We start from the raw sequence: 12184 nt of genomic DNA, 5'->3' as shown, positions 1-12184 counted from the left end.
CTTACTTCTCGCGGCCGAGGTAGTCGCCGGTGCGCGTGTCGACCTTGACCTTGGTGCCGGTCTCTACGAACAGCGGGACCTGGATCTCGTAGCCGGTCTCCAGCGTCGCGGGCTTGGTGCCGGCCGAAGAGCGATCGCCCTGCAGGCCCGGCTCCGTGTAGGTGATCTCGAGGATCACGGATGCCGGCAGATCGATGTACAGCGGGTTGCCGTTGTTGAGCGCGATCGTGACCTGCTGGTTCTCGAGCAGGAAGTTCTTCGCGTCGCCGACGGTCGCGGCGCTGACCGTGATCTGGTCGTAGTCGGTCTGGTCCATGAAGACGTAGCCGTCGCCGTCGGTGTACAGGTAGGTGTAGTCACGGCGGTCGACGTTCTCGATCTCGACCTTGGCGCCGGCGTTGAAGGTCTTGTCGACGACCTTTCCGGTCATGACGTTCTTGAGCTTCGTACGGACGAACGCGCCTCCCTTGCCGGGCTTGACGTGCTGGAACTCGACGACGCTCCAGAGCTGGCGCTCGATGCTGAGGACGACGCCGTTCTTGATGTCTGCGGTAGATGCCATGCGCGGGACTTTCCGTTCCTAGAGTCTGGGGGCCGCTCGCGTCCGAGGTGGACTGGGTGGGCCGACAGTCGATTCTACGGGATCAGCGCTGCGAGCTGCCGCACGGCGCTCACATACCCGTCCACGCCCTCGCCGATCACGCGCACCGCGGCGACGTCGTGGAGGTACGAATGGTGGCGGAACGCCTCCCGCGCGTAGACGTCGGAGATGTGCACCTCGGCGAAGGGCAGCGCGACCCCCGTGAGTGCATCGCGCAGAGCGACGGAGGTGTGCGTGAGTCCGCCGGGGTTGATGACGATCCCTGCGCAGTCCTCGCGGGCGGCGTGGATCGCGTCGATCAGCACGCCCTCATGATTGCTCTGCAGCGCGCGGACCTCGAAGCCCTCCGCGGCCGCAGCCTCGGTGGTGAGCCGTTCGACGTCCGCGAGCGTCGCCGTGCCGTAGACCTCGGGCTCGCGACTGCCCAGGAGGTTCAGGTTCGGTCCGTTGACCAGCAGGATCCGCCGCGTCACGCGCCGACCTCCTGGTAGGCGGCGAACAGGAGCGACTCGTCCGGTGCCTGCAGCACCGTGGGCTTGGCGATGTCGTCGAGCAGGATGAACCGGAGCATCCCGCCCCTGCTCTTCTTGTCGCGCTGCATGGTCGCCAGCAGCTGCGGCCAGGCACCGGCGCGGTACGAGGTCGGCAGCCCGAGCGAGTCCAGCACCGTGCGGTGCCGCTCCGCTGCGGCATCCGAGAGACGACCGGCGAGGCGGGAGAGCTCTGCCGCGTACAGCATCCCGATCGAGACCGCGGCTCCATGTCGCCAGCGGTACCGTTCGGCGTGCTCGATCGCATGGCCGAGCGTGTGCCCGTAGTTCAGGATCTCGCGCTGGCCGGCCTCGCGGAAGTCATCGGAGACGACCTTCGCCTTCATGTCGATGGCGAGTTCCACGGCTCGGCGGAACTCGGACGTGGTCGTGTCGACCGCGCGGACCGGATCCGCCTCGATGATGTCGAGGATCTCCGGTGCCCAGATGAATCCGGCCTTGACCACCTCGGCGAAGCCGGCGGTCGCCTCGTTCGGGCTGAGGCTCGCCAGTTCGTCGAGGTCGCCGATGACCGCGCGGGGCGCCCAGAAGGCGCCGACGAGGTTCTTGCCCTCCGCCGTGTTGATGCCGGTCTTGCCGCCGACCGAGGCATCGACCAGACCGAGCACCGTCGTCGGCACCTGCACGAGCTGCACTCCGCGCAGCCAGGTCGCCGCCACGAAGCCGGCGAGGTCGGTGACCGCACCGCCGCCGTACCCGACGACCGCGTCGGTGCGCGTGAAGTCCGCCTGCCCCATGACCTGCCAGCAGAAGGCAGCGACCTCGATGCGCTTGCCCTGCTCGGCATCCGGCACCTCCGCCAGCAGCACCTCGCGCGGTCCGTCTGCGACGTCGGCGAGGAGCCGGTCGCGCAGCTCGGCGGCGCGGGCCGCCAGGGTCGGCGGGTGCACCACGAGCACCTTGCGCACGCCAGGATCGAGGGCAGCCGACACCCGGTCCAGGATGCCGCGTCCGATGCTGACGTCGTAGGGGTTCTCGCCCGTCACGCTGATGGTGGTCGTAGTCATGCCAGTTCTCTCCTCCATGCGACGATGTCGTCGGCGATGCGCTGCATGGGGCGTCGCGACGTGTCGAACGTCACCGATGCCACCTCGTCGTACCAGCCGCGACGTTCTTCGAAGATCTGCGTCCAGCGCGCGACGGGGTCCTCCCCCGCCAGCAGCGGCCGCGCGCCGCTGCGGATCCGAGCGGCGACCGCCTCCGGCGTCACCGTCAGGAAGACGACGGGATGCTCTCGCAGCAGCGCCCGCGTCCCCTCATCCGTCACCGCGCCGCCGCCCAGCGAGATCACGCCGCCCTCGCTGTCGCTCAGCGCCTCGGCGACGGCGACGCGCTCGAGCGCGCGGAAGTGCGGCTCACCGTGCTCGGCGAAGAGCGCCGGGATGGGCCCGTGCGCAGCAACCACCCGTTTGTCCGTGTCGACGAACGGCACGCGGAGCCTGCGGGCGACCCGCCGACCGACGCTGGTCTTGCCGGCCGCCATCGGACCGACGAGCACCAGCGTGAGCCGCTCAGCCTCGCTCGTCATGCGCGATGAGCGCCGCCTCGGACGCGGGCGTGGTGCGGAGCTCCGCCGGGATGCCCTCGAGGTAGCCGTCGAGATTGCGTCGGGTCTCGCGGATGCTGTCTCCGCCGAACTTCTCCAGCACGGCGTTGGCGAGCTCGATCGCGACCATCGCCTCGGCCACGACGCCCGCTGCGGGCACCGCGCACACGTCAGAGCGTTGGTGGTGGGCGGTCGCGTCCTCACCGGAGGCGACGTCGATCGTGCGCAGGGCGTGCGGGACGGTGGCGATCGGCTTCATGCCGGCACGGACGCGCAGCACCGTGCCGGTGGACATGCCGCCCTCGGTGCCGCCCGCGCGATCGGAACCGCGCGAGATGCCCTCAGCCGTCGCGAAGAGCTCGTCGTGTGCCGCTGAGCCCCGACGACGGGTCGTCTCGAAGCCGTCGCCGACCTCGACGCCCTTGATCGCCTGGATGCTCATCAGCGCCTGCGCGAGGCGCGCATCCAGCCGCCGGTCCCAATGCACGTGGGAGCCGAGCCCCGGCGGGAGTCCGTACGCCAGTACCTCGACGATGCCGCCCAGGGTGTCGCCGTCCTTCTTGGCGTCGTCGACCTCGGCGACCATGAGGGCGGAGGTCGCGGCGTCGAAGCAGCGCAGCGGATCGGCGTCCAACGCCTCGACGTCGTCGGGCGTGGGCAGCGCCGCACCCTCGGGCACGCGGACCGGGCCGATCGACAGGGTGTGGCTGACGAGGCGGATGCCGAGCTCCCCCAGGAAGGAGCGGGCGATCGCGCCCAGGGCCACGCGTGCGGCGGTCTCACGAGCACTCGCGCGCTCGAGGATCGGTCGAGCTTCATCGAAGTCGTACTTCTGCATGCCGACGAGGTCGGCGTGGCCTGGTCGTGGGCGGGTCAGCGGGGCGCTGCGTCCGCGCGACCGGTCGGTGAGCTCGACGGGCTCGGGGTTCATGACCTCGATCCACTTCGGCCACTCGGTGTTGCCGATGCGCAGGGCGATCGGACTGCCGAGGGTCTTGCCGTGGCGGACGCCGCCGGAGATCGTGAGCTCGTCCTGCTCGAACTTCATCCGCGAGCCGCGTCCGTACCCGAGCTTGCGGCGTGCGAGGTCGGTCTGGATCGCGTCGGAGGACACCGGAACACCGGAGGGCAGACCCTCCATGACGGCAATGAGTTCTGGGCCGTGCGATTCGCCGGCCGTGAGCACGCGGAGCATTGCTCTAGTCTCCCACGCGTTTCGCCTCGACTCGTGCCGCGTGTCGTGCGTCGTTACAGGACGGCCTTCATGGCCGCGACCACGGCGGCTTCTGACGGCAGCGGCACGCTCTGGTCACCGTGGGCGAAGATGCGGATCTGGCGCACGGCCTGCCGCAGCAGCATTCCTTCGCCGGACAGCGCACGCCCATCGACCCATGCCGTCGCGAGCGTGGACGGCCACGGCGAATACGCGACATCGAAGAGGACACCCCCGGACCCGCTCATCCGGGCGGCGAGTCCGTGGTCCAGGACCGTGCCGCTCGGCAGGGTCGCGATCGTGAGGTCCACCGGTTCGAGCGCCGCATCGAACGACGTCGCGGTGACGTCGACGTCGAGCTGTTCGCCGAGGGCGACGAGACCGGCCGCGCGCTCCGGTCGACGCGCACGCACCTCGATCGACTCTGCTCCGAGCTCGACGCTCGCGACCAGGGCCGATGCCGCCGTCGCCCCGGCGCCGAGGATACGCACGCGCGCCGCTGCGTCGATGCCCTCGGCGGCCAGAGCGTCGACGATCCCCCCGACGTCGGTGTTGAACCCTCGTCTGCCGTCACTGAGCAGCAGGGTGTTCACCGCTCCGGTGAGCCGGGCGTGACGGTCGAGCGTCGTCGACGCGCGGAAGGCCTGCTCCTTGAGCGGCATCGTGAGCGACAGCCCGCACCACGAGTCATCGAGCCCGTCCAGCGCCTCGGCGAAGCCCTCGGCATCGACCCGGCGCCGCGTGTACTGCCACCCCAGGCCGAGCACCTGGTAGGCCGCTGCGTGCAGCTGCGGGGACTTGGAGTGCGCGATCGGGTCTCCCCAGACCGCGAGACGGCTCGCGCTCATCCGGCCGAGCAGCCGCCGTCAGGGTTCTCCTGGCACCACTGCTCCCACCTCTCGACACCCTGCAGGTGCTCCTCGTAGGTCTCGGAGAACTGGGTCTCCCCGGTCGCCAGGTTGATCGTGACGAAGTACAGCCACGGCCCGTCGGCGGGGTGCATCGCGGCGTCGATGGCGGCATCGCTCGGGCTCGCGATCGGAGTGATCGGCAGACCGGTGTGGACGTAGGTGTTCCACTCGTTCGGATCCTCGAGCGCCTCGGCCGAACTCGACACGACGCCCTCGTGCAGGGATCCGTAGCCGTACTGCGCCGTGGAGTCCATCTGCAGCTTCATGTCGATGTCGAGGCGGTTCTGGATCACCCGCGAGACCTTCGGGAAGTCGTCGGTGCGACCCTCGCGCTGGATGATCGACGCGATGGTGAGGATGCGCTGCGCATCGGCCGCCGGCACTCCTGCGGCATCGAGAGATTCGCGGGTGCGGTCGACCATGCGCTGGATGACCTGCTCGGCCGTCACGCCCGGGTCGAACGTGTAGACCGCGGGGAACAGCCAGCCCTCGAGCGTCGACGCCTCGACTCCGTAGGTCGACGGGTCGGCATCCACAGCCGCCTGCAGCTCCTCGAGCGGCATCCCGAGGGATTCGGCCATACCGGGGAGCGAGGATTCGATCGTCGCTCCCTCACCGATGCTCGCGGAGTTCTCGAGCTTGTTCGCCGGATTCTGCAGGGCCTCCAGGGCGGCCTCAGCGGTCATCTTCTCCTGCAGGCGGTAGATGCCCGGGTAGAACGTGACCGCGATGTTCTCCTTGACCAGGTAGTCGTAGAAGACCTCCTCGGTGCGCGTCACCCCCGCTTCGTGCAGCGCGGTGGATACGGGAGAGCCCGTGTCACCCTCGTTGATCGTGACCAGCACCTCGCCGGTCGCGACACCGGGCTCCCAGTCAGCCGGCTCACCCCAGCCGAGTGCGTCGCTGATCTTGTCGCCGTAGGTGTTCCACACCCACACACCGCCGGCCGCGAGGCCGCCGATGACCGCGAGGACGATGATCAGTGCGACCAGGCAACCGGTGCGGCGCTTCTTCTTCGCTGGCGCACTGTGCGCCGCGTCATCGTCGGAGTGGGTCTGGAAGAGGTCCTCGAGACCGCCTCCCGCCGGCGGCTGAGATGTCGTGTGCGCTGCTGCAGTCGTGCCGCCCGTGGCGGCATCGGACGCGGCGGACGCGGCCTGTGCGGAGTCCGCCGCCGACTCGGTCGTGCGCAGCGATCCTGCGCGGTCGGCCACCGGGAGCGCCCTCGTGGAGAGGTCTTCCGGTTCGCCAGGGGCGACGTCGGATGCCGTGGACCGGTCGACGGGCGTGCGATCCGACGGCGACGGGGATTCCGACGAGACCTGAGCGTCCGGCGTCACGCCGGGCGTAGTCACGGAACCGGGTGTCGCAGCACCGGGTGTTGCAGGACCGGGCGTCTCAGGACCGGGCGACGCCGCGGGGTCGGAGACGGCTGCGGAACCTGCGGCCGGCGTGTTCGCCGAGCGCGCGGCCTCACGGGCCGCCCTCCGCGATCCCGGCGGCGGCGGGGTGTTGTCCACCGTCGGCAGCTGGTGCGTGGGGTCGGGAAGATTCTCGAACAGGTCGCCCAGACGGGCATCCGGATCGTGCTGGGGGGAAGCACTCTCGCGTTCGGGCATTATCGGGGGGACTCCTCGTCGAGCGGAATCGTGGCGCCGGGCGGGTTTCCGGTGCTCTTCTCCGTGTCGATCGCCTGCTGCAGCAGGACTACCGCGGCGATCTGATCCACAATGCTACGAGAATTCTTCTGAGTTCTGCCCGAAGAACGCAGGGCGGCGTGTGCGGTCACCGTGCTGAGACGCTCGTCGACGAGCCGCACAGGGGTGCCGGTGCGCGTCTGGAGCACAGCTGCGAACTCCCGGGAATCCGTGGTCGAGGCCGTGTCAGCGCCCATCAGATTCACGGGCAGCCCCACCACGAACTCGAGCACGTCGTAGTCCTCGGCGATCGTCGCGATGCGGTCGATCGCCGTCTCATTGCGCTGCACCGTCTCGACCGGCACGGCGAGCATGCCGTCGGGGTCGCAGCGCGCGACTCCGACGCGGGCGCGTCCCACGTCGATTCCGAGCCGCACGCCGCGGCGGAAGCCGCTCACGCTGTCTGCAGCTCCTGGGAGACGGCTTCCAGCGCGGCAGGCAGCGCTCCGGCATCCGTGCCACCACCCTGCGCGACGTCATCGCGACCGCCGCCACCACCGCCGAGCACCGCTGCCGCGCGCTTCGCGAGCGCACCGGCCTTGGCGCCGGCTGCACGTGCGGGATCGTTCGTGGCGACGACGACGACAGGACGACCGTTCACCACGGCTCCGAGAGCGACGACGGCAGGGTCGGATCCGAGACGGTCGCGGACGCCCAGCACGAGTTCCCGCACATCGTCGGCCGAGGCGACCTCGCCGAGCGACTGCGCAGCCACTCGGAACGAGCCGACGCGTGCCGCAGCGTCCGCGATCGCCGGAACGCGTCCTGCGCGCTCCTTCGACTCGAACTGCGCGATGCGCTTCTCCGCGGCCTTGAGGCTCGCGGACAGGTCGGCGATGCGCTCGGCGAGCTGATCGCGAGGCGTCTTGAGCGACGTGGTCAGCTGCGACACCAGCGCGCGCTCGGCGGCGAGCTCACGGAACGCGTCCTGCCCGACGAGTGCCTCGATGCGGCGGTTCGACGAGCCGACGGACGACTCTCCGACGACACTGACGAGTCCGATCTCCGCACTGGTCGAGACGTGGGTCCCTGCGCACAGCTCGCGAGACCAGGGTCCGCCGATGTCGACCATCCGCACGACGTCGCCGTACTTCTCGCCGAACAGCGCCATGGCGCCCGCCTCCTTCGCCTCATCGAGCGTGACGATCCTCGTCGTCACCTCGAGGGCGTCGTTGACGGCACGGTTCGTGATCTCCTCGATCTCTGTGCGCGTCTCGGACGACAGCGCCTGCGACCACGAGAAGTCGAAGCGCATGTACCCGGCGCGGTTGAGCGACCCCGCCTGGGTGGCGGTCGGTCCGAGGGTGTCGCGCAGTGCGGCATGCACGAGGTGCGTCGCGGAGTGCGCCTGTCGCGCAGCGCGTCGGTTCGCCGCATCGACGACCGTCGTGGCGGCATCGTCGACCGCGACGGCGCCGCGGGTGACCTCGACCGTGTGGCTGATGAGACCGGGAACGGGACGCTGCACGTCGAGCACCTCGAGCTCGAAGCCTGGCCCGACGATCACGCCCTTGTCGGCGACCTGGCCACCGGACTCGGCGTACAGCGTCGTCTCGGCCAGCACCACCTCGGCGATCTGACCTTCGGAGGCGCTGCGGGCCGGTTGACCGTCGACGAGGATGCCGAGGATGCGCGAGTCGACCTCGAGCTCGGAATAGCCGTCGAAGCCGGTCTCCCCCAGCGCGCGCAGGTCGCGGTACACCGAGACGTCGGCGAGCTGGCGCTTGCGGTTGCGCGCATCGGCCTTGGCCCGCGAACGCTGCTCCTGCATCAGGGAGTCGAAGGCGGCACGGTCGACGTCGAGTCCTGCCTCCTCGGCGACCTCGAGGGTGAGGTCGATCGGGAAGCCGTACGTGTCGTGCAACAGGAAGGCCTCCGGTCCGCTCAGCGTCGAGCCGCCGGCCTTCTTGGTGTCGTCGAGAGCGAGGTCGAGGATCGTCGAGCCCTGGGCGAGCGTGCGACGGAAGGTCTCCTCCTCGGCGAATGCCGACGCCGACAGCGTCGACCAGTCGCTCTCGAGCACCGGGTACGCCGTCTTCATCGCGTCGCGCGACGTCGCGAACAGCTCGGGGAACACCGGCTCGTCGACGCCCAGCAGGCGCATCGCACGGACGGTGCGGCGCATCAGGCGGCGCAGGATGTAGCCGCGACCCTCGTTGGAGGGGCGCACGCCGTCGGAGAGCAGCATCAGCGAGGAGCGCACGTGATCGGCGATGACACGGAAGCGGACATCGTCCTCGTGCACCGCGCCGTAGCGTCGACCGGAGAGCTCGACGGCACGATCGAGGACTGGACGCACCTGGTCGGTCTCGTACATGTTCTCGACGCCCTGCTTGAGGAACGCGACGCGCTCGAGTCCCATTCCGGTGTCGATGTTCTTCTGGGGCAGCTCGCCCACGATGTCGAACTCGGTCTTGCCGCGGATGTTCTCGATGAAGTCCTGCATAAACACGAGGTTCCAGATCTCCAGGAACCGCGAGTCGTCAGCGGCGGGGCCGCCGTCCTTGCCGTACGCAGGTCCTCGGTCGAAGAAGATCTCGCTGTCGGGACCGCCGGGGCCCGGCTGACCGGTGTTCCAGTAGTTGTCCGCACGGCCGAGGCGCTGGATGCGCTCCGGCTTGAGCCCGATGATGTCGCGCCAGATCGCCTCGGCCTCGTCATCCGTCTCGTAGACCGTGACCCAGAGGTCCTTCTCGTCGAAGCCCAGGCCGCCGTCGGCCTCCGAGCTCGTCAGCAGCTCCCACGCGTAGCGGATCGCGCCCTCTTTGAAGTAGTCGCCGAACGACCAGTTGCCCATCATCTGGAAGAACGTGCCGTGACGCGCGGTCTTGCCGACCTCTTCGATGTCATTCGTGCGGATGCACTTCTGCAGGTCGGCGATGCGGGGGTGCGGCGCGGGGACGACACCGGTGAGGTACGGGATCATCGGCACCATTCCGGCGACCGTGAACAGCAGCGAAGGATCATCGCTGACCAGCGAGGCCGAGGGGACGATGACGTGGTCGTTCTTCTCGAAGTAGTCGAGATAGCGCTGCGCGATCTCCGCAGTTTTCATAGGGGTGCCAGGTGTCCTTGCGTACAGGGTGTGGAAGAGCGGAACGTCCGGATGCGCTGCGACGGGAGACCGTCGAGGGCGCTCAGTCGTCCGCGGGGTCTGTGAGTCGCGCCTGCTGCTCGCGGTAGGCGTCGCCGATGATGCCGGTGAACTCGTTGAAGCGAGCGTCGACCTCGGCGAGGATGTCATGACCGCGCGGGTCCTTGTTCATGAAATGGGCCGCGACGAAGCCGCCGATCACACCGATCAGGAACCACAGCACGTTCTTCATGTCGCCATCCTTGCCTCTGACCCGCGAAGGCGCGGTGTCACCATCGTATGCGGAAACGACAGAAGGCGTCGGGTGACCCCGACGCCTTCTGCGGAAAAGCTGAACTCAGCGAGCCGCGTAGTACTCGACGACCAGCTGCACTTCACAGGTCACGGGGACCTCTGCGCGCTTCGGGCGACGGACCAGGCGGGCCTGGAGCTTGTCGAGCTCGACCTCGAGGTAGCCGGGAACGGGAGGCAGGACCTCGGCGTGACCGCCGGCTGCTGCGACCTGGAAGGGCTCGGTGCCCTCGCTCTTGGCCTTGACGTGGATGAGCTGACCCGGCTTCACGCGGAACGACGGGCGGTCGACGAGCTGGCCGTCGACGAGGATGTGACGGTGCACGACGAGCTGGCGAGCCTGCGCGGTGGTGCGGGCGAAGCCCGAACGCACGACGAGGGCGTCGAGACGCATCTCGAGCAGCTCAACCAGGTTCTCACCGGTCAGGCCGTCCTGACGGCGAGCCTCGTTGAACGTGTTGCGCATCTGCTTCTCGCGGATGCCGTACTGCTCGCGCAGACGCTGCTTCTCACGCAGACGGACGGCGTAGTCGCTGTCTGCCTTGCGCTTGGTGCGGCCGTGCTCACCCGGAGCGTACGGACGCTTCTCGAGGTAGCGGGCGGCCTTCGGGGTGAGCGGGATGCCGAGTGCACGGCTCAGACGAACCTTGCGGCGGTCCTGGGACTTCGTGGTCACGAAGTTATCCTTCCGATGACGTGGTCGCGTCTTTCACGACTCACGGACGTATCGTCCGCGTTCTGCCTTGGAGCGCACGCCGGGGCGCCAGCAAGGTGTGGTGTGAACGAGGAGATGCCCGAAAACTCTGTTTCGAGCCGATCCAGTCTAACAGATGCGCGATCAGCGCCCGTCGAGGATGCGGCGGATGCGCTCGAGGCGCGCGGAGATGTCCCGTTCTGCGCCGAGATTCTTCGGTTCGTAGTACCGCTTGCCCTGCAGCTCGTCCGGCAGGTACTGCTGCGGCAGGATGCCGAACTCACTGTCATGCGGGTACACGTAGCCGCGACCGTGGCCGAGCCTCTTGGCGCCGGGGTAGTGCGCGTCGCGCAGATGCAGCGGCACTCGGCCGAACCCACCGGAGCGGATGTCGGCGATCGCGGCGTCGATGCCCACGTACGCGGCATTCGACTTGGCCGTGGTCGCGAGATACACCGTCGCCTCCGCGAGCGGGATGCGCCCCTCCGGCATGCCGATGAAGGCGACCGCGTCGGCTGCGGCCACCGCGATCGCGAGCGCCTGGGGGTCGGCGAGCCCGACGTCCTCGGAGGCGGAGATGACGAGGCGCCTGGCGATGAAGCGCGGGTCCTCCCCTGCTTCGATCATGCGCGCGAGGTAGTGCAGCGCCGCGTCGGGATCGGACCCCCTGATGGACTTGATGAACGCGCTGATCACGTCGTAGTGCTCATCGCCCTGACGGTCATAGCGCAGCAGCGCCTTGTCGACCGCCTGCGCGACGTCGTCGGCCGTCGCGACCGGAGCGGTGCCGCCCTCGCCGTTCGACAGGGCGACGGCGGCCGCCGCCTCGAGGCCGGTCAGCGCACGACGGGCATCGCCGGACGCGAGTCTGATCAGCGCGGCGCGGGCATCGTCCGCGAGCGACACCGCACCGTTGAGACCGCGGGCATCGGTCACGGCCCGGTCGACGAGCAGCCCGATGTCGTCGTCGGTCAGCGGCTGCAGGGTGAGCAGCAGCGACCGCGACAGCAGTGGGGAGATCACGGAGAACGAGGGGTTCTCGGTGGTCGCAGCGATCAGGATGACCCAGCCGTTCTCGACGCCGGGGAGCAGAGCATCCTGCTGCGCCTTGGTGAAGCGGTGGATCTCGTCGAGGAAGAGGATGGTCGTCTGACCGTAGAGATCGCGCTGGGTGATCGCCTCCTGCATCACCTCGCGCACGTCCTTGACGCCGGCCGTGATAGCCGACAGCTCGACGAAGCGGCGCCCGGAGGAGCGGGCGATGGCCTGCGCCAGCGTGGTCTTGCCGGTGCCGGGCGGACCCCAGAGGATGATCGACACCGCGCCGGGAGAAGTGGCCTCGGGGTCGGCGAGGGCGACGATCGGCGAGCCGGCGCGCAGCAGGTGCTTCTGCCCTGCGACCTCGTCGAGCGAGACGGGGCGCATGCGCACGGCGAGGGGCGTCTGCCCGGAGAGCAGTGCGGCGGCGGAGGTCATCCGTCCAGGCTAACGCGGACCACGGACACGGCGGTCGCGATCGGTACGGCTCCGACGCGACGGTAGGCTCTCAGGCGACGTCGCACATTCACGTCCAGTGAGGGAGAAAC

The 12184-nt window shown here is 69.1% G+C and carries 12 protein-coding genes; all 12 read right to left on the bottom strand.

What is annotated here, in order from left to right; genetic code table 11:
* Window position 1: 1 nt before the first annotated feature.
* The 12 genes from efp to BLW44_RS09715 all read right to left on the bottom strand — a co-directional run bounded on the left by efp (window position 2) and on the right by BLW44_RS09715 (window position 12074).
* Window positions 2–562, bottom strand: coding sequence for an elongation factor P (gene efp, locus BLW44_RS09770; RefSeq protein WP_060926823.1), 561 nt, complete (start codon window positions 560–562; stop codon window positions 2–4).
* A 74-nt stretch (window positions 563–636) separates the two neighbouring features.
* Complete coding sequence (aroQ, locus tag BLW44_RS09765; protein ID WP_060926822.1) at window positions 637–1074, bottom strand: type II 3-dehydroquinate dehydratase; 438 nt, start codon at window positions 1072–1074, stop codon at window positions 637–639.
* Window positions 1071–2159, bottom strand: coding sequence for a 3-dehydroquinate synthase (gene aroB / locus BLW44_RS09760; RefSeq protein WP_060926821.1), 1089 nt, complete (start codon window positions 2157–2159; stop codon window positions 1071–1073). Before aroB ends, aroQ begins: the two co-directional genes overlap by 4 nt.
* The gene (locus BLW44_RS09755) at window positions 2156–2680 is read right to left on the bottom strand and encodes a shikimate kinase (RefSeq protein ID WP_060926820.1); all 525 of its coding nucleotides are present in this window, start codon (window positions 2678–2680) and stop codon (window positions 2156–2158) included. Before BLW44_RS09755 ends, aroB begins: the two co-directional genes overlap by 4 nt.
* Window positions 2664–3893: a chorismate synthase gene (gene aroC, locus BLW44_RS09750; RefSeq protein WP_060926819.1), complete on the bottom strand. Its 1230-nt coding sequence runs from the start codon at window positions 3891–3893 to the stop codon at window positions 2664–2666. The genes BLW44_RS09755 and aroC overlap by 17 nt, the downstream gene beginning before the upstream one ends.
* A 53-nt stretch (window positions 3894–3946) precedes the next feature.
* The gene (locus BLW44_RS09745) at window positions 3947–4759 is read right to left on the bottom strand and encodes a shikimate dehydrogenase family protein (RefSeq protein ID WP_060926818.1); all 813 of its coding nucleotides are present in this window, start codon (window positions 4757–4759) and stop codon (window positions 3947–3949) included.
* Window positions 4756–6441, bottom strand: coding sequence for an endolytic transglycosylase MltG (gene mltG, locus BLW44_RS17495; protein WP_082724520.1), 1686 nt, complete (start codon window positions 6439–6441; stop codon window positions 4756–4758). Before mltG ends, BLW44_RS09745 begins: the two co-directional genes overlap by 4 nt.
* The gene (ruvX, locus tag BLW44_RS09735; protein ID WP_060926817.1) at window positions 6441–6917 is read right to left on the bottom strand and encodes a Holliday junction resolvase RuvX; all 477 of its coding nucleotides are present in this window, start codon (window positions 6915–6917) and stop codon (window positions 6441–6443) included. The genes mltG and ruvX overlap by 1 nt, the downstream gene beginning before the upstream one ends.
* Window positions 6914–9574 (bottom strand): alanine--tRNA ligase, encoded by a 2661-nt coding sequence (gene alaS / locus BLW44_RS09730; RefSeq protein WP_060926816.1) that lies wholly within the window; start codon window positions 9572–9574, stop codon window positions 6914–6916. The genes ruvX and alaS overlap by 4 nt, the downstream gene beginning before the upstream one ends.
* A gap of 82 nt (window positions 9575–9656) precedes the next feature.
* Window positions 9657–9845 (bottom strand): hypothetical protein, encoded by a 189-nt coding sequence (locus BLW44_RS09725; RefSeq protein WP_060926815.1) that lies wholly within the window; start codon window positions 9843–9845, stop codon window positions 9657–9659.
* Window positions 9846–9950: 105 nt separating this feature from the next.
* On the bottom strand, window positions 9951–10580 hold the full coding sequence (rpsD, locus tag BLW44_RS09720; RefSeq protein WP_052677824.1) for a 30S ribosomal protein S4: 630 nt from the start codon (window positions 10578–10580) through the stop codon (window positions 9951–9953).
* 162 nt (window positions 10581–10742) lie between these two features.
* On the bottom strand, window positions 10743–12074 hold the full coding sequence (locus BLW44_RS09715; protein WP_082724519.1) for a replication-associated recombination protein A: 1332 nt from the start codon (window positions 12072–12074) through the stop codon (window positions 10743–10745).
* Window positions 12075–12184: the final 110 nt, after the last annotated feature.

Origin of the sequence: Microbacterium hydrocarbonoxydans (assembly GCF_900105205.1) — a bacterium.
GTDB classification, from domain to species: domain Bacteria; phylum Actinomycetota; class Actinomycetes; order Actinomycetales; family Microbacteriaceae; genus Microbacterium; species Microbacterium hydrocarbonoxydans.
This window is presented reverse-complemented; position numbering and strand designations above follow the sequence as displayed.

Bases quoted from the DNA above. Each gene is read 5' to 3' on its own strand.
- efp (WP_060926823.1), bottom strand. From the start codon at position 562: ATGGCATCTACCGCAGACATCAAGAACGGCGTCGTCCTCAGCATCGAG.
- alaS (WP_060926816.1), bottom strand. From the start codon at position 9,574: ATGAAAACTGCGGAGATCGCGCAGCGCTATCTCGACTACTTCGAGAAG.
- BLW44_RS09745 (WP_060926818.1), bottom strand. From the start codon at position 4,759: ATGAGCGCGAGCCGTCTCGCGGTCTGGGGAGACCCGATCGCGCACTCC.
- BLW44_RS09755 (WP_060926820.1), bottom strand. From the start codon at position 2,680: ATGACGAGCGAGGCTGAGCGGCTCACGCTGGTGCTCGTCGGTCCGATG.
- BLW44_RS09725 (WP_060926815.1), bottom strand. From the start codon at position 9,845: ATGAAGAACGTGCTGTGGTTCCTGATCGGTGTGATCGGCGGCTTCGTC.
- aroC (WP_060926819.1), bottom strand. From the start codon at position 3,893: ATGCTCCGCGTGCTCACGGCCGGCGAATCGCACGGCCCAGAACTCATT.
- mltG (WP_082724520.1), bottom strand. From the start codon at position 6,441: ATGCCCGAACGCGAGAGTGCTTCCCCCCAGCACGATCCGGATGCCCGT.
- BLW44_RS09715 (WP_082724519.1), bottom strand. From the start codon at position 12,074: ATGACCTCCGCCGCCGCACTGCTCTCCGGGCAGACGCCCCTCGCCGTG.
- aroB (WP_060926821.1), bottom strand. From the start codon at position 2,159: ATGACTACGACCACCATCAGCGTGACGGGCGAGAACCCCTACGACGTC.